This is a genomic window from Micromonospora sp. Utrum1 (assembly GCF_057197805.1).
In genome coordinates this window covers 5,820,292-5,837,098 of the sequence record NZ_CM170071.1, presented here as the reverse complement: position 1 = coordinate 5,837,098, position 16,807 = coordinate 5,820,292, and the positions used below count along the sequence as shown (strand labels likewise).

The window sequence follows — 16,807 nt, the reverse complement described above, 5'->3', positions numbered from 1 at the left end:
CACCGCGGCCACCCGGCGCCCGCCGGGCCTTAGGATGGGCCCTCACGGCGGGAGGGGAGCGGCATGACGCGGGTACGGCGCGACGGGGTGTTGCGGTGACCCCGCGCGGCTGGGCGGTGCTCACCCTGGCCGGGCTGGCCGTCGCGTTGGTCGTCGCCGGGGCGCTGCTGATCCCGTGGCACCGGCCGCCGGCGCCCCGCGCCGACCAGCTCGCGGCCCTGCGGGCGCTCCCGGTCGAGCAGGTGGCCCGGGGCCGGGCGTTCCACGGCGCCCTGCGCCCGGCCGGCTGGTCGGCGCTCGCCGTCGGCCTGGTGGTGGCCCTGCTGCTCGGGCTCACCCCGCTCGGCGGCCGCCTGGTCGAGCTGGCCGGCCGGCCCTTCGGCGGCCACTGGGCCGCCCAGGCGGTGCTCGGCGGCCTGGCCGTCATGTTCCTCGCCGACCTGCTCACCCTGCCCTTCGCCGCTTGGCGGCAGACCGTGCTGACCCGCTACGGGCTGAGCACCCAGGGCTGGGGCGGCTGGGCGGTCGACCTGCTGAAGTCGTACGCGGTCAGCGCGGTCATCGGCGCGCTCGTCCTGCTCGGCTTCTACTCGGTGGTGCGGCTCGCCCCGCGCTGGTGGTGGGCCTTCGGCGCGGCCGGGGCGGCCGGGCTGGTGGTGCTGCTGTCGTTCGTGCTGCCGGTGCTGGTGGAGCCGGTGTTCAACCGGTTCACCCCGATGGAGCCCGGCCCGCTGCGCACCGAGCTGACGAGCCTGGCGGCCCGGGACGGGGTGCCGGTGCGCGACGTGCTGGTCGCCGACGCCTCGCGGCGGACCCGGGCGGTCAACGCGTACGTCTCGGGGCTGGGGCCCACCCGGCGGGTGGTGGTCTACGACACCCTGCTGCGCGAGGCGGACCCGGCGGAGGTGACCAGCGTGGTCGCCCACGAGCTGGGGCACGCCAAGGACCGCGACGTCTGGACGGGCACCCTGGTCGGGGCGCTCGGCGCCGCCGCCGCGGTGGTCGCCCTCTACCTGATCGGCTCCTGGACGCCGCTGCTGCGGCTGGCCGGGGTCGACTCGATCGCCCAGCCCCGGGCCTTCCCGCTGCTGATCGCGCTGGTCACCGTGGCGGGCCTGGTGGCCACCCCGTTGCAGGCGCTGATCTCCCGCCGGGTGGAGGCCCGAGCCGACGCGCACGCGCTGGCGCTCACCGGCGACCCCGCCACCTTCGAGGCGATGCAGCGGCGGCTGGCCGGGGTGAACCTGGCCGACCCCGACCCGCCCCGCTGGGAATACCTCTGGTCCGCGTCCCACCCGTCCACCGTGGAGCGGATGGCCGCCGCCCGCGCCTACGCCAGGGAGACCGGCGGATGAGCCGCACCTTGCTGATCACCAACGACTTTCCGCCGCGCCCCGGCGGCATCCAGTCGTTCGTGCACAACCTGGCGGTGCGCCAGCCCCCGGGCTCGGTGGTGGTCTACGCGTCGAGCTGGCGGGGCGCGGCCAAGTTCGACGCCGACCAGCCGTTCGAGGTGGTCCGCGAGCGCACCAAGGTGCTGCTGCCCACCCCGCTGGTGGCCCGCCGGGCGGCGCGGCTGGCCCGGGCGTACGACTGCGACACGGTGTGGTTCGGCGCGGCGGCCCCGCTGGGGCTGCTCGCGGCGGGGCTGCGCCGGCGGGCCGGGATCCGCCGGGCGGTGGCGCTCACCCACGGGCACGAGGCCGGCTGGGCCACGCTGCCCGGCGCCCGGTCGGCGCTGCGCCGGATCGGCCGGGGCGTGGACGTCACCACCTACCTGGGCGAGTACACCCGGGTCCGGCTGGCCCGGGTGCTGGACGGGGTGACCGAGCTGCGCCGGCTCGCCCCGGGCGTCGACGTGGACACCTACCACCCGGACGTCGACGGCGAGCGGGTGCGGGTACGGCTGGGGCTGGCCGACCGGCCGGTCGTGGTGTGCGTGTCGCGCCTGGTCCCGCGCAAGGGGCAGGACATGCTCATCCGGGCGATGCCGGAGATCCGCCGCCGGGTGCCGGACGCCGCGTTGCTGGTCGTCGGCGGCGGCCCCTACCGGGCGACGCTGCAGAAGCTGGCCCGGCAGACCGGGGTGGAGCGCGACGTGGTGTTCACCGGCTCGGTGCCCACGGCCGAACTGCCCGCCCACTACGCCGCCGGCGACGTCTACGCGATGCCCTGCCGGACCCGCAACCGCGGCCTGGACGTCGAGGGCCTGGGGATCGTCTACCTGGAGGCCAGCGCCACCGGGCTGCCGGTGGTGGCCGGCGACTCCGGTGGCGCGCCGGACGCGGTCCGCGAGGGCGAGACCGGATACGTGGTCCGCGGCCGGGACGTCGCCCAGCTCGCCGACCGGGTGGCCACCCTGCTCGCCGACCGGGACCTGGCCCGCCAGCTCGGCGCGGCCGGCCGGTCCTGGGTGGAGCGCGAGTGGCGCTGGGAGACGCAGGCCGAGCGAATGGCGGCCCTGCTCGCCGACTGACTCGCGCGTGGTGGCCCCGGCGTCGTGCCGGGGCCACCACGTCGGAGCGGGGGATCAGCTCCCGACGAGAGCCGGCTCCGCCGGGACCGGCTGCGGTGACCGGTGGGCGAGCCGGCCCGGCCACCAGGTGCGCACCCCGAGGTCCAGGGTCAGCGCCGGGATCAGCAGGCTGCGCACCAGCAGGGTGTCGAGCAGGATGCCGACCGCCACGATCACGCCCATCTGCACCGACGGCACCAGCGGCAGCACCAGCAGCGCGCCGAAGGTGGCGGCCAGCACCACGCCCGCGCTGGTGATCACCCCGCCGGTGACCGTCAGTGCCCGCAGCACGCCCGGCCGGTGCCCGATCCGGCCGACCTCCTCCCGGGCCCGGGTCATCAGGAAGATCGTGTAGTCCACGCCGAGCGCCACCAGGAACAGGAACGCCTGCAACGGGACGCCGACGAAGAGCCGGGGGTGGCCCAGGGCGTCGAGCAGCAGCCCGGCCGCCCCCATGGCCGCCGCGTACGACAGCACCACGCTGACCATGAGCAGCAGCGGCGCGACCAGCGACCGGAGCAGCAGCACCAGGATGACCAGGACGACCGCGAGCACCAGCGGGATGACCACCCGGTTGTCCCGGTTCACCGTGTGCTCCTCGTCGAGCATGGTGGCGGTCCGCCCGCCGACCAGGGCCCGCGCGTCGGGCACCGCGTGCACGGCGGTCCGCAGCCGGGTCACCGTGTCGCGGGCGGCGTCGCTGTCCGGCGCGGCCGCGAGCACCGCCGGCACCCTGACCCACCGGCCGTCCGCCGATCGCTCCGGCAGGCCCAGCTCGGCGACGCCCGGCACCGCACGGGCGGCGGCCACCACCTGGTCGGCCGTGCCGGCGGCGGCCAGGATCTCGGCGGGCGCGGCCGAGCCGCCCGGGTAGTGGGCGGCGATCAGCCGCTGCCCGGCGACCGAACCGACCTCGGTGGTGAACGACTCGTCGTCGGGCAGACCCAGGCTGAGGTTGCCGACACCCAGGGTCAGCGCGGCCAGCGCGGCGGCGGTGCCCAGCCAGACCGCCCGGGGCCGGCCGGCGACCAGGCCGGCGATCCGGCGCCACACCCCGTGGTCGGCCGCGTGGTCTCGGGTGTCGGCGCCGGGGTCGTACCGGGGCACGAACGGCCAGAACAGCCACCGCCCGCAGAGCACCAGCACCGCCGGCAGCAGGGTGGTCATGGCCAGCAGCGCCGCGGCGATGCCGACCGCGCCGACCGGGCCCAGGCCGCGGGTGGCCGGCAGGTCGGCCGCGAGCAGGCAGAGCAGTCCGACCGCGACGGTCGCCGCCGAGGCGCAGAGCGCGCCGGCCGAGCGGCGCAGCGCGGCCACCATGGCGGCGTGCCGGTCGGCGTGCCGGCGCAGCTCCTCCCGGTAGCGGGCGATGAGCAGCAGGGCGTAGTCCACCCCGACGCCGAAGACCAGCACGGTGAGGATGGTCTGGCTCTGGAAGTCGACGGCCAGTCCGGCGTGCCGGGCCAGCAGGTAGACCACCGCCCCGGCGAGCTGGTTGGCGACGGCCACCGCGACCAGCGGGATCAGCCACAGCACCGGGCTGCGGTAGGTGACCAGCAGGAGCAGGGCGACGGTGAGCGCGGTGGCCAGCAGCAGCGCGCCGTCCATCCCGGAGAACGCGTCGAAGACGTCGTGCTCGGCGGCCGCGTCGCCGGTCAGCGCGGTCCGCAGGCCGGGTGGGGCGCCGTCGGCCAGCCGGTCCTTGAGGGCGTCGACCGCCTCGGCGCGCCGCTCGTCGTCGAGGCTGACCGGCAGGGAGAGCAGCAGGGCCCGATCGTCGGCGGCGGCCACCGGCGGGGACACCGCGCCGCCGTCGGCGTAGGCGGCGAAGGCGGCCCGGTCGGCGTCGACCCGGGCCCGGTCGGCCGGGGTGAGCCCGGTGTCGCGGACGTAGACGGCGATCGCGAGGGGGTGCCGCGAGCCGGGGAAGGCCGCCTCGGCGCGTTGCACGGCGCGGCTGCTCTCGGCGCCGGCCGGCAGCGCACCGAGCGTCGAGTTGTCCTGCACCTCGCCGAGCTTCAGCGCGAGCGGGCCGGCCGCCACGAGCACCACCAGCCAGAGCAGGAGGACCGCGTACTTGCCGCGGCGGCCGGCGGGCAGGCCGGCCAGGCGTTGCGGGGACATGCGAGTTCCCTTTCGTCGTCACGGTTACGGGGTCGGCGACCCCGCTTCCGATCCTTCGGCCCGGTCCGGCGCGGGTCAGGGGTGTCAGCGCGCCGGCCCCGGTGGTGCCAGCACCACGGATCCGGGGCGGCCGGTGCCGCAGAATGAGGCCCGTGGACGGCGTACGCGGACTGCTCCGCACCTGGATCCGGCCCGGCGCGGTCACCGCGGCGCAGGGGCTGCTGATCGCCCTGCTGTCGTTGAGCACGCACGTCGCGCTCTTCGTGCTGTCGCTGGTGTCGCTGCTGCTGATCCCGGTGTTCGGCGTGGGTTTCGCGCTGTTCCCGGTGGCCACCGCGCTGGTCCGGCTCTGCGCCGGGCTGCACCGCCGGCTGGCCCGCTGGGGCGGGGTGGAGATGGCCACGCCCTACCCGCCGGCGCCGGCGGGGGCGCAGTTCGGCACCTGGCGGCGGTTCCGCTGGGTGGTGAGCGACCCGGCCACCTGGCGCGACCTGTCCTGGCTGCTGCCGGGCGCGGTCACCGGGGCGGTCTGCCTGGCCGCCTTCGTGCTGCCGCTGTACGGCCTGGAGGGCGTGCTCGAGGTGCCGCTGGTGCTGCACCTGACCGTCGACTTCTACGGCTACGGCCCGTTCTGGCCGATCCACAACTTGGTCGAGGCGCTGCTCTGCTTCCCGCTGGGCGTGCTGTTCCTGGTCGGCGGGCTGGCCGCCGGGCGCTGGCTGGTCTGGCTGCACCTGGCCTTCGCCCGGTTCTTCCTGCCGCCGACCCGCACGGCCGAGCTGGCGCTGCGGGTGCACCAGCTCACCGTCACCCGCGCGGAGACGGTGGACGCGCAGGCGGCGGAGCTGCGGCGGATCGAGCGGGATCTGCACGACGGCGCGCAGGCCCGGATCGTCGCGTTGAGCATGAGCATCGGCCTGGCCGAGCAGCTCCTGGGGGACGACCCGGAGGCGGTGCGGCGGCTGCTCGTCGAGGCCCGGGAGACCAGCGGGCAGGCGCTGGCCGAGCTGCGCGGGCTGGTGCGCGGCATCCACCCGCCGGTGCTGGCCGAGCGTGGCCTGGCGGGCGCGGTACGCGCGCTGGCGCTGGCCGTGCCGCTGCCGGTGGCGGTGACCGTCGACCTGCCGGGCCGCCCGGCCGCCCCGGTGGAGTCCGCCGCGTACTTCGCGGTGGCCGAGGGGCTGGCGAACGTCAGCAAGCACAGCGGGGCGTCCCGGGCCTGGATCGAGCTCGGCCACGCCGACGGGCGGCTGACCATCGTGGTCGGTGACGACGGGCGGGGCGGGGCCGACCCGGCGGCGGGCGGTGGCCTGGCGGGGATGGGGCGTCGCCTGGCCGCGTTCGATGGGACGATGGTGGTGACCAGTCCGGCCGGTGGGCCCACCGTCATCAGCATGGAGCTGCCGTGCGAGTTGTCATCGCCGAGGATCTCGCCCTCCTCCGGGACGGGCTGATCCGCATCCTGGAGGCGTTCGGCTGCCAGGTGGTCGCGGCCGTCGACAACGGACCCTCGGTGCTGCCCGCGCTGATCGCGCACCGCCCGGACGTCGCGGTGCTCGACGTCCGGCTCCCACCCACCTTCACCGACGAGGGGCTGCAGGCCGCCATCCGGGCCCGCACCGAGATCCCCGGGCTGCCGATCCTCGTGCTGTCCCAGCACGTCGAGCAGCTCTACGCCCGCGAGCTGCTCTCCGACCGGCTCGGCGGCGTGGGCTACCTGCTCAAGGACCGGGTGTCCCACGTGGACCAGTTCGTCGACGCGGTGCACCGGGTGGCCGCCGGCGGCACGGTGATGGACCCGGAGGTGGTCGCTCAGCTGCTGGCCAGCCGGTCCGGGGCGGGGCCGCTGGACGAGCTGACCCCCCGGGAGCGGGAGGTGCTCGGCCTGATGGCCGAGGGCCGGTCCAACGCCGCGGTCGCGGCCCGGCTCTTCGTCACCGAGAAGGCGGTCAACAAGCACATCAACAACATCTTCAGCAAGCTGCGGATGCCGCCGTCGACCGACGACAACCGGCGGGTGCTGGCCGTGCTGGCCTACCTGCACGGGGAGGACGGCCGCCGGCCGCGCACCCCGGCCTGACCCGCGTCAGGAGGCGGTGTCGGTCAGTACGGGGGAGCGGTCCAGGTGCCGCCCCGCCGGCCCCGGACGGCCGAAGTGCCAGCCCTGCCCGGCGTCGCAGCCGATCGCGCGCAGCCGGTCCGCCTGGTCGGCCGTCTCCACCCCCTCGGCGGTGACGGTCAGGCCGAGGGCGTGCGCCAGGGAGACCAGCGAGGCCAGGATCCGCTCGTCGGTGCGGCTGCCCGGGTCGTCGGCCGGGGCGCGCAGCCGGGCCACGAACTCGCCGGCCACCTTCAGCTCGCTCACCGGCAGGTCCCGCAGGTACGCCAGGTTGCAGTAGCCGGTGCCGAAGTCGTCGATGGCCACCCGGATGCCCAGGTCGGCCAGCACCCGCAGGGCGCGGACCGGATCAGCCACCGTGCTCATCATGGTGCTCTCGGTGATCTCCAGTTGCAGCCGCTCCGCGGGCAGGCCGGTGCGCCCGAGCACCCCCTGCACCTCCTGCACCAGCCCGGGCCGGTGCAGCTGACGGACGGCCAGGTTGACGCTGACGAACGGCGCGCCGGCCGCCCCCGCCGCCCAGGTGCGCGCCTCGCGGCACGCCTCGGCGAGCACCCAGCTGCCGAGCTGGACGATCAGGCCGGTCTCCTCGGCCAGCGGGATGAAGCTGTCAGGGCGGAGCACGCCCAGCTCCGGGTGCCGCCAACGGACCAGCGCCTCCATGCCGACCACCCGGCCGTCGCCCAGCCCGGTCAGCGGCTGGTAGTCGAGGTAGAACTCGCCCCGGTCCAGCGCGGCGGGGATCGCCGCGGAGAGGGCGTACCGGGCCAGCTCGCGGCGGTTGCGGTCGGCGTCGAAGAGCGACCAGCGGGCCCCGCCGGCCGCCTTGGCCCAGTGCAGGGTGCTGTCCGCCGCGCGCATCAGCTCCATCGGCGACGTGTCGGCCACCGGCCGCTCCACGATGCCGATGCTGGCCGACACGGTCAGCTCGTGCCCGTCGACCAGCGCCGGCTCGCTCACCGCCGCCAGGGCCGCCTCGGCCACCTTGACCACGGCCTCGGTGCAGCCGGTGCGCTCGACCAGGATGACGAACTCGTCGCCGCCCAGGCGGGCCACCAGGTGCTCGCCGAGCGCCCGGCGCAGCCGCCGCGCCACCGAGACCAGCAACGAGTCGCCGACCTGGTGGCCGAGGGAGTCGTTGACCACTTTGAACCGGTCCAGGTCGAGGAAGCAGACCCCGATCCGGTCGGCGCCCCGCCCGGGCGCGGTGATCGCGGCGGTGAGCCGCTCGGTGAACAGGGTGCGGTTGGGCAGGCCGGTCAGCGGGTCGTGGGTGGCCTGGTGCCGGAACCGGGCCTCGCTCTCCCGCAGCGCCCCTTCGGCCTGCGCCCGGGCCACCATGGCGGCCCGCCGGATGGCCTCCTGCTCGTCCAGCGTGCGGTCCCGCAGGGCGCGGGCGTAGCCGGTGGCGACGGTGGCCAGCAGGCGGGCCATCCGGTCCTCGACGTCGTCGACGGCCAGGTCGAGATCCCGGACCAGGCGGAGCTGGATCACCTCGATGGTGCGGCCGAGCCCCTCCGCGGAGGCGATGTGCGACTGCACCAGGTCGGCGCCGACCTGCTGGCCGATCCGCAGGTCGAACGGGTCGGCGCGCAGCGCCAGCGCCAGCCGCTCGGTGAGCCGCTGGAGCAGTGCCTCCAACTGCGCCTGGGTCATCGGCAGGTAGCTGGTCCCGGAGACCGCCTTGGCCCAGGCCCGGGCGAAGGCGCCGGGGCGGGCGCGGGTGGTGGCGGTGGTCCCGTCGTCACCCACCGAGCCGCCCGACGCCGCCCATGAAGACCGCCTGCGCGGCGTTCTCCGCGTGCTCCGGGGCGTCCGGCCGCCACTGCGGGACCCAGACCACGCCCGGGTCGACGAGCTCGAAGCCGGCGAAGAGCGCGGTCAGCTCGGCGCGGCTGCGGAAGAAGAGCTGGTTGTCGGTGCGCCGGTAGACCCGCTCGGCCTCGGCCCGCTCGCCGGTGCCGGCCCGGCCCTCGTCGCTGGCCTGCGACATCACCAGGTAGCTGCCGGGGGCCAGCGCCGCGCGCAGCGCCCCCAGGACCTCCTCCGGGCGGTCCGCGTCCGGGACGAAGTGCAGCACCGCCACGATCATCACGGCGACCGGCTGGGAGAAGTCCAGCAGCCGCAGGACGTCGGGATGGCGCAGGATCGCCTCCGGCCGGCGCAGGTCCTCCTGGACCACCGTGGCCCGGTCGTTGCCGGCCAGGATCTCCTGGCTGTGCGCCACCGCGACCGGGTCGACGTCGACGTAGACCACCCGGGACTCCGGGTCGATCCGCCGGGCGATCTCGTGCACGTTGCCCACGGTCGGGATGCCGGAGCCGATGTCGAGGAACTGGCGTACCCCGGCGTCGGCCAGGAACTGCACCGCCCGGCGCAGGAAGGCCCGGTTGGCCTGGGCCATCAGCGGGGCCTCCGGCACCGCCTCCACCATGGCCCGGGCGGCGGCCCGGTCGGCCGCGAAGTTGTGCGAGCCGCCGAGGTAGTAGTCGTACATGCGGGCCACGCTGGGGCGCTCGATGTCGATGGTCTCGGGTGCCCAGTCCGGCCGCTGCATGCGCTTGCCCCTTTGCTCGGCGACGCGCGGAAGGTCACCGCCGCTCGGATCACCCGGGTATTCTGCCCGCCCGCCGTCGCGGTGCAAAGACCACCGTCGCTACGCGTCCGGCCCCTCACCGTACGCGGTCACGGCCGCCCGGAATGCCGGAGAGGCCCGCGTCCGAGGTGCGGACGGGGGCCTCTCCGGCATCGAGCTGGCGGTGCGCCGTTTTAGAACTTCGGGGCGTCCGGGGCCTCCAGCAGCCCCAGCCGCAGCGCCGTCATCAGCGCCTGGGCGCGGTTGGCGGCGCCGAGCTTCTCGTAGAGCTTCGAGATGTGCGTCTTCGCGGTCGACTCGCTGACGAACAGCTGCTTGGCGATGCCGGCGACGCTCATGCCGTCGGCGAGCAGCCGCAGCACCTGACCCTCGCGGGGGGAGAGCTGCGGGCCGGACGGGGCCAGCCGGCGCTTCATCGCCTCGGCCAGGTCGGCCGCGGTGAACGCGCTGGGGGAGGAGGCGGCGTGCCGGGCGGCGGCCACCACCTCGTCGGCCGGGGCGGTCTTCGGCACGAACGCGCTCGCCCCCGCCTCCAGAGCGCCGAAGAGCTGGTCGTCGCCGGCGTACATGGTGAGCACCACGATGCCCATCGACGCGCTGGACTTGCGCAGGGCGCGGGTGGCCTCCAGGCCGCTGCCGTCGGGCAGCCGCAGGTCCATGATCACCACGTCCGGCTGGAGTGCGCCGGCCTGGCGCACGCCCTCCGCGGCCGTGGCGGCCTCGCCCACGACCTCGAACTGCCGGTCCCGCTCGAAGGCGTGCCGCAGACCCTTGCGGATCAGATCGTGATCGTCGACAAGGAGCACCTTGGTCCGGGTGGCCGGTGTTGGGCTAGTGGTCATCCTCGGGTTACTCCCCTTCTGCTGCTGCGCTGCCGCGCACCTTATCGCGCCGGGGCGAGGAGCCGACTACCACCGCCACGGTTGTGCCGCTGGGTCGCCGCGGCCTGATCTCCAACCGGCCCCGGATACGTTCCGCCCTCTCGGCCATGATCGCAAGACCGTAGTGCCCGTCGGGGCGCTGGTCACCGATGCCGTGACCGTCATCCGACACTTCGATCTGGGCGTACGGGGGGTCCACCTCGCACGTGACCCACAGGTTCGCGGCCCCGGCGTGCTTGCGCGCGTTGGTCACCGCCTCCTGCGCGATGCGCAGCAGTTCGGCCTCGGTGGCGGCGGGCAGCCGGGCGGTGGACTCGTCCAGGGACAGGTGCACCCGCAGGCCGCCGGAGGCGCCGACGGTGCGGGCGTACTCGGCGATGGCGGCGGCCAGGCCCCCGTGCCGGTCCACCTCGCTGCGCAGCTCGAACAGGCTCAGCCGCAGCTCGGTGATCACCCGGGTGACCTCCTGGCGCAGCGTGCGCAGCGAGTCGGCGGTCTCCTCGGCGTCGTCGTGCACGGTGGCCAGGGCGTTGTCGATGCCGTACCCGACCATCACCAGCTCCTGGGCCACCCCGTCGTGGATCTCCCGGGCCAGCCGCTGCCGCTCCTCGTTGGTGGCCAGCGAGCGCACCTCGTCGAAGAGCAGCGCGGCCTCCAGGCGCAGCGCCGCGGGGCCGGTCAGCGCGGTCACCCGGGACACCACCGGCGGCGGGTACGCGTGCGCGGTGTCCGCCTCGACGACCACCAGGCCGACCGTGCGCACCCCGGCGACCAGCGGCACGATCAGCGCCGAGACCTCCCCGGAGGCCCGGGAGCGGGCCTGCGAGCGGGTCGAGGTGGTCGGCTGCTGGCTGGCCCAGGCGTCGGCGATGGCCGAGTCGGCGTCGAGCGTGGTCTCCCAGTCCACCCGGTCCGCGCCGATCTGGGCGAGCACCACCAGCCGGCCGCCGCCGCTGGCCGACAGCACCGCCCCCCGGTCGGTCTTCGCCACCACCCGCAGCTCCTCCAGCAGGTGCTCGGAGATGCCGCCCGGGTCGAGGGTGGCGCCGGGCAGCTGGCGGGCGACCGTGCGCAGCTGGGTGAGGAGCCGGGTGGCCTCCGCGTACGGCTGGGGCTTGCCCTCGCCGCGGACCCGCATCACCCGCTGGAGCGTGCCGGCGGTGTAGAGGCCGAGGCCGGCCAGGATCAGCCACTGCGCGCAGACCGCCAGGTAGCCGAGCTGGCCGAGCTGCGGCTCGCCGCCGACCTCGGTGAAGGCCGCGGTGACCAGCAGGGTGGCCGCCGCCACCACGAGCAGCGCGGCGCCCTCGCGGAACCGGCGGCGCAGCGCGGTCACGGTGACCGGCACGGCGAGGTACGGCAGCACCGCCGAGGCGCCCAGCCCGCCGGTGACCCCGGTGAGGTGGGTGTCGGCGGCGACCTGGCTGGCGGCCAGCCCGAGGACCACCACCTCTGCGAAGCGGCTGATCGGGGCAAGCAGCCGGTGCTGGGGAGCCAGCACGGCGGGCAGCCCGGCGACGCCGAGCAGGGCGATCCACCACAGCTGGGTGGCGTCCCGGGTGGCGAACAGGGTCAGGGCGGCGACCAGCGCGAGGAGGACCACGCGTGCCGCGGCCGCGAGGGACTGCGTCTGCGGCTGGGTGGGTGTGGAGGCGGGCACCTGACGGATGGTAGTCAGCCTCGGTAGATATCGGCGATCTCCGCCGCGTACGTCTTGTGCACGACCTGCCGCTTGACCTTGAGCGAGGGGGTCAGTTCGCCGGTCGCCTCGGTGAAGTCCTGCGGCAGGATCCGGAACACCTTGATCGCCTCGGCCTTGGAGACCGACTGGTTGGCCTGGTCGACCGCGGCCTGCACCTCGGCCCGCAGCGCCTCGTCCCCGCGCAGCTCGGCCACGCCGGTGTCCGCCGGGCGGCCGTGCGCGGCCAGCCACTTCGGCAGCGCCTCCTCGTCGATGGTGACCAGGGCGGCGATGAACGGCTGCCGGTCGCCGACCACCACGCACTGGCTGATCAGCGGATGGGCTCGGACCTGGTCCTCCAGCACCGCCGGGGCGACGTTCTTGCCGCCGGCGGTCACGATGATCTCCTTCTTGCGGCCGGTGATGGTGAGGTAGCCGTCCTCGTCGAGCCGGCCCAGGTCGCCGGTGCGGAACCAGCCGTCGGTGCTCAGCGCCTCGGCGGTGGCCGCCTCGTTGTGCCAGTAGCCCTGGAAGATGATCTCCCCGGAGATCAGGACCTCGCCGTCGCCGTCGATCCGGATGGTGACGCCGGGCAGCGGGCGGCCGACCGTGCCGATCCGGGTGTGTCCGGGCAGGTTCGCGGCGGCGGCCGGAGCGGTCTCGGTGAGCCCGTAGCCCTCGCAGATGGTCACCCCGACGCCGCGGAAGAAGTGCCCGAGCCGGGAGCCGAGCGGGGCGCCGCCGGAGATCGCGTCCCGGCACCGGCCGCCCATCGCCGCCCGCAGCTTGCGGTAGACCAGCTTGTCGAAGACCGCGTGCTGGGCGCGCAGGCCCACACCCGGCCCCTCGGGGGTCTCCAGCGCCTCGCTGTAGGCGATGGCCACCTTCTCGGCGCGGTCGAAGACCTTGCCCTTCCCGTCGGCCTCGGCCTTCTGCCGCGCGCCGTTGTAGACCTTCTCGAAGACCCGGGGTACGGAGAGCACGAAGGTCGGCTTGAACTCCTGGAGCTCGCCGACCAGGTTCTTCGTGTCCGAGCAGTGCGCCATGGTGGCTCGGGCCTGCACCACGCCGACCTGGATGAGCCGGGCGAAGGCGTGCGCCAGCGGCAGGAAGAGCAGGGTGGAGGCGCCCGGGCGGAACAGGTTCGGCAGCACCGGCACGGCGTTGGCGATGTCGGCGTAGATGTTGCGGTGGGTCAGCACGCAGCCCTTGGGGCGGCCGGTGGTGCCGCTGGTGTAGATGATCGTGGCGACGTCGTCGGCCTTCAGCGTCGAGCGGCGTACCTCGACCTCGGCCGGGTCGACCGACGCGCCGGCGGCGACCAGCTCGTCCACCGCGCCCAGCTCGATCTGCCAGACTTCGCGCAGCTCGGGCAGCCGGTCGCGGACCCCGGCGACGAGGGTGGCGTGCGCGGTGCTCTCCACCACGACGGCGACCGCGCCGGAGTCGGAGAGGATCCAGGCGGCCTGCTCCGCGCTGGAGGTCTCGTAGATCGGCACGGTGACCGCGCCGGCGGCCCAGATCGCGTAGTCGACGAGGGTCCACTCGTAGCGGGTGCGGCTCATCAGCCCCACCCGGTCACCGGGGGAGATGCCGGCCGCGACCAGGCCGCGGGCCACCGCGACGACCTCGTCGCGGAACTGCCGGCAGGTCACGTCGATCCAGGCGCCGCCCGTGCCCTCGGCGCGCCGCACGAACTGCACGGTGTCGGGGGCGGACTCGGCGTTGTCCCAGACCGGGTCGGTCAGGTTGGCCGCGTCGCCGACGGTGACGATCGGCGGAACGGAGAACTCGCGCACCTGCACTCCCTCGTGCTCGCACTGGCGGGCCGGCCCGGGTCCGGCTCTGTCGAAACCTACCCGGCCGCTTCCGGGGAGAGGGTGGGGAGGTTGCCCGCCCGGCTGATGGGACACGCCCCCGTTCCCCGGCGCGCCCGCGATGGGCGGGGGTGGAGCGCCGCGCGGGGGTCGGCCGCCGGGTAGCCTCCCCCCATGGCGGACTCCTCCACCCAGTCGATCGTCGTCGGCGCGTCACCGGACCGGGTGGCGGCGGTCATCTGCGACTTCCCCCGCTACCCGGAGTGGGCCGAGGCGGTGCGGCGGGCCGAGGTGATCGAGGAGTACGAGGACGGCTACGCCAGCCAGGTCCGGTTCACCATCGACGCGGACGTGATGGCCGACGAGTACGTGCTGGCCTACGAGTACGCGGAGGACATCTCCCGGATCGAGTGGCACCTGGTGGCGCCCTCGAAGATGCAGAAGTCCCAGCGCGGGTCGTACGACCTGGTCGGCAACCCGGACGGAACGACCACGGTGACCTACACCCTCGAGGTGGAGCTCTCCGTGGGGATGCTCGGCATGTTTCGCCGCAAGGCCGAGAAAATGATCATGGATGCGGCGTTGAAGCAGCTCAAGCGCCGGGTAGAAGCACTCGGTGCGGCCCACTGACCCGACCGTCGTCGCGGTTGTCACGCTGGAGGAGCCGAACCATGGGCACCACTGATCCGGGTTCGGCCCGGGAAGAGGCCGAGCGTCTCGTCGCCATGCTGCTGGCCAGCGCGAAGCTGGCCGCCGCCGCGCCCGGGGCCGGCCCCTGGGGTCCGCTCGGTGGGATCCTGTCGGGTGTCCTCGGTCACACCCCGGGCGGCGCGGGCGCGGGCGACGGGGCATCCGCCCCCTCCGGTGGCGGGGCGGGTTTCGCGACCGGATCGCCGGAATGCTGCGTCTGCCCCGTCTGCCGGGGTATCGCGGCGTTGCGCGACCCGAATCCCGAATTCGCCGAGCGGCTCGCCACCGGCGCCGGCGATCTGGCGGCCGGGGTGGCCAGCCTGCTGCGCGCGTTCGCCCCGGCCGAGCCGGCCGGCCCGAGCGGGGCCGGTGGGTCCGACGGGGCGGCGGCCGGAGACCACGTGTGGCGCGAGGCGACCCGTACCGGGCATGATTCTCAGCCGGCACCCGAGCAGGACGTGTGGTCCGCCGCCACCCGGGGGGAGGGCGCGGCCGATGCGGTCGTGCCGCCCGTCGATGCCGCCGGGCCGGACGTGCCGGCGCAGAGCCGGCCGCCGGCCGGCCGTCCCGTGGTCCCCGCCTCGCGGGCGTCCGGCGAGGTGGGCGAGGACGCACCGGGCGACGGGGCCTGACCACCGGACATCCCGGGATCGCACGGCCGGTTCGGCCGGGGAGCCGGGCAGCACAGCAGAGGGGAGTGGCAGCGGTGACGCTGACCATCGGAGTCGACGTCGGTGGCACGAAGGTGGCCGGCGGTGTCGTGGACGACACCGGCAAGGTTCTCGTGCAGGCCCGACGGGACACCCCCGCCGACGACGTGGCCAAGACCCGCGACGTCATCACCGAGCTGGTCACCGAGCTGGCCACCGGCCGGACGGTCGACGCGGTCGGCATCGGCGCGGCCGGGTGGATCGACGCCTCCCGCTCCACCGTGCTCTTCGCCCCCAACCTGGCCTGGCGGGACGAGCCGCTGCGCGAGTACGTCAGCAACGCGACCGGCCTGCCGGTGATCGTGGAGAACGACGGGAACGTCGCGGCCTGGGCGGAGTTCCGCTACGGCGCGGCCCGGCACGCCGACGACTCGATGGTCATGTTCACCATCGGCACCGGCGTGGGCGGCGGCATCGTGCTCGGCGGCGAGCTGGTGCGCGGGGCCAACGGCATCGCGGCCGAGCTGGGGCACATGCTCACGGTGCCGGACGGCCACCAGTGCGGCTGCGGCCGGCTGGGCTGCATCGAGCAGTACGCCAGCGGCAGCGCCCTGGTCCGCTTCGCCCGCGCCGCCGCCCGCCAGGAGCCGCACCGGGCCACCGCCCTGCTGGAGCTGGCCGGCGGCGAGGCCGAGGGGATCAGCGGGCCGATGGTCACCGCCGCCGCCAAGGGCGGGGACCCCGTCTCCACCGAGGCGTTCGCCCAGGTCGGCCGCTGGCTCGGCACCAGCCTCGCGGACATGGCGCAGATCCTCGACCCGCAGGTGCTGGTGGTCGGCGGTGGCGTGATCGACGCCGGCGACCTGCTGCTCGGCCCGACCCGCCGGTCGTTCACCGACGCCCTGGCCCAGCGCAGCCGCCTGCCCGTCGCCGAGGTACGCCCGGCCGAGCTGGGCAACACCGCCGGCGTCATCGGGGCCGCCGACCTGGCCCGGCGGATCTGAGGTGCCGGCAGCAGGCGTGCCCCTGCGGGTGGTGTCGTACAACATCCACAGCCAGCGGGACGACACGGCCGCGCTGGCCGAGGTGATCCGGACCGCCGCGCCGGACGTGGTGATCGTCCAGGAGGGGCCACGGCGGTTCCGGTGGCGACAGAAGTGCGCCACGCTGGCCGACTCGTTCGGCCTGGTGGTGGCGGCCGGTGGCCTGCCCTCGTTGGGCAACCTGCTGCTGACCAGCCTCCGGGTGCGGGTGCTGGACACCCGCTGCGTGCGCTACCCGCTGACCCCCGGCCGGCACCTGCGCGGGGCCGCGTACGCCGAGTGCCTGGTAGGCGGCAGCCGGTTCCTGCTGGCCGGCTCCCACCTCTCCACCGACCCGGCGGAGCGGCCCGCCCAGGCGGCCGCGTTCAAGCGGGAACTGGCCGCCGCGACGCTGCCCGTGGTGGTCGGCGCGGACCTGAACGAGGGGCCGGACGGGGCGGCCTGGCGGACGGTCGCGGACGGGCTGGTCGACGCGGCGGTCGCGATGGACCGGGCCGACCGGCACACGTACTCCTGTGCGAACCCGCGCCGGCGCATCGACGCCCTCTTCGTTGACCCGCGTGTCGAGGTCGTCGACTACGACGTCGTGGACACGCCGCGGACGCGGCAGGCCAGTGACCACTTCCCGGTCCTGGTCGATTTGCTGCTGCCCGCCGGCGACTGACCGTCCCCGCCTACCGCACCGGGTGCA

14 protein-coding genes are annotated in these 16,807 nt (G+C 75.1%); 8 read left to right on the top strand and 6 right to left on the bottom strand.

What is annotated here, in order from left to right; translation table 11 throughout:
• The first annotated feature begins 95 nt into the window (after positions 1-95).
• A complete protein-coding gene (locus AC0OLQ_RS27310; protein WP_484528638.1) occupies positions 96-1,355 on the top strand; it encodes a M48 family metallopeptidase in 1,260 nt (419 codons plus the stop codon).
• Positions 1,352-2,476: a glycosyltransferase family 4 protein gene (locus AC0OLQ_RS27305; protein ID WP_484528637.1), complete on the top strand. Its 1,125-nt coding sequence runs from the start codon at positions 1,352-1,354 to the stop codon at positions 2,474-2,476. Before AC0OLQ_RS27310 ends, AC0OLQ_RS27305 begins: the two co-directional genes overlap by 4 nt.
• Positions 2,477-2,530: 54 nt before the next feature.
• Here AC0OLQ_RS27305 and AC0OLQ_RS27300 read toward each other — a convergent pair whose 3' ends face one another.
• Positions 2,531-4,639 carry an MMPL family transporter gene (locus tag AC0OLQ_RS27300; protein WP_484528636.1) on the bottom strand — a complete coding sequence of 703 codons (2,109 nt, stop codon included), beginning with the start codon at positions 4,637-4,639 and terminating at the stop codon, positions 2,531-2,533.
• A gap of 152 nt (positions 4,640-4,791) precedes the next feature.
• Here AC0OLQ_RS27300 and AC0OLQ_RS27295 point away from each other — a divergent pair, with 152 nt between their 5' ends.
• Positions 4,792-6,093, top strand: a complete 1,302-nt coding sequence (locus tag AC0OLQ_RS27295; protein ID WP_484528635.1) for a sensor histidine kinase — start codon at positions 4,792-4,794, stop codon at positions 6,091-6,093.
• Entirely contained in the window at positions 6,045-6,719 is a 675-nt protein-coding gene (locus AC0OLQ_RS27290; RefSeq protein ID WP_484528634.1) for a LuxR C-terminal-related transcriptional regulator, read from the top strand. Before AC0OLQ_RS27295 ends, AC0OLQ_RS27290 begins: the two co-directional genes overlap by 49 nt.
• Positions 6,720-6,725: 6 nt before the next feature.
• Here AC0OLQ_RS27290 and AC0OLQ_RS27285 read toward each other — a convergent pair whose 3' ends face one another.
• The 5 genes from AC0OLQ_RS27285 to AC0OLQ_RS27265 all read right to left on the bottom strand — a co-directional run bounded on the left by AC0OLQ_RS27285 (position 6,726) and on the right by AC0OLQ_RS27265 (position 13,715).
• Positions 6,726-8,414 carry a putative bifunctional diguanylate cyclase/phosphodiesterase gene (locus AC0OLQ_RS27285; protein WP_484532448.1) on the bottom strand — a complete coding sequence of 563 codons (1,689 nt, stop codon included), beginning with the start codon at positions 8,412-8,414 and terminating at the stop codon, positions 6,726-6,728.
• Between the two features lie 88 nt (positions 8,415-8,502).
• Complete coding sequence (locus AC0OLQ_RS27280; protein ID WP_484528633.1) at positions 8,503-9,315, bottom strand: SAM-dependent methyltransferase; 813 nt, start codon at positions 9,313-9,315, stop codon at positions 8,503-8,505.
• A gap of 212 nt (positions 9,316-9,527) precedes the next feature.
• Positions 9,528-10,196: a response regulator transcription factor gene (locus AC0OLQ_RS27275; RefSeq protein WP_007072219.1), complete on the bottom strand. Its 669-nt coding sequence runs from the start codon at positions 10,194-10,196 to the stop codon at positions 9,528-9,530.
• A gap of 7 nt (positions 10,197-10,203) precedes the next feature.
• Positions 10,204-11,895 (bottom strand): GAF domain-containing sensor histidine kinase, encoded by a 1,692-nt coding sequence (locus tag AC0OLQ_RS27270; RefSeq protein WP_357335498.1) that lies wholly within the window; start codon positions 11,893-11,895, stop codon positions 10,204-10,206.
• A 14-nt stretch (positions 11,896-11,909) separates the two neighbouring features.
• The gene (locus AC0OLQ_RS27265; RefSeq protein ID WP_484528632.1) at positions 11,910-13,715 is read right to left on the bottom strand and encodes an AMP-dependent synthetase/ligase; all 1,806 of its coding nucleotides are present in this window, start codon (positions 13,713-13,715) and stop codon (positions 11,910-11,912) included.
• Between the two features lie 192 nt (positions 13,716-13,907).
• On the opposite strand from AC0OLQ_RS27265, the gene AC0OLQ_RS27260 reads away from it, so the two are divergent.
• From AC0OLQ_RS27260 to AC0OLQ_RS27245, 4 genes are all read left to right on the top strand, one after another.
• Positions 13,908-14,363, top strand: coding sequence for an SRPBCC family protein (locus AC0OLQ_RS27260; protein ID WP_484528631.1), 456 nt, complete (start codon positions 13,908-13,910; stop codon positions 14,361-14,363).
• A 41-nt stretch (positions 14,364-14,404) separates the two neighbouring features.
• Positions 14,405-15,055 carry a hypothetical protein gene (locus tag AC0OLQ_RS27255; protein ID WP_484528630.1) on the top strand — a complete coding sequence of 217 codons (651 nt, stop codon included), beginning with the start codon at positions 14,405-14,407 and terminating at the stop codon, positions 15,053-15,055.
• Positions 15,056-15,120: 65 nt separating this feature from the next.
• Entirely contained in the window at positions 15,121-16,077 is a 957-nt protein-coding gene (locus AC0OLQ_RS27250) for an ROK family glucokinase (RefSeq protein WP_484528629.1), read from the top strand.
• Between the two features lies 1 nt (position 16,078).
• Positions 16,079-16,780, top strand: a complete 702-nt coding sequence (locus tag AC0OLQ_RS27245; protein ID WP_484528628.1) for an endonuclease/exonuclease/phosphatase family protein — start codon at positions 16,079-16,081, stop codon at positions 16,778-16,780.
• The last annotated feature ends 27 nt before the right edge of the window (positions 16,781-16,807 follow it).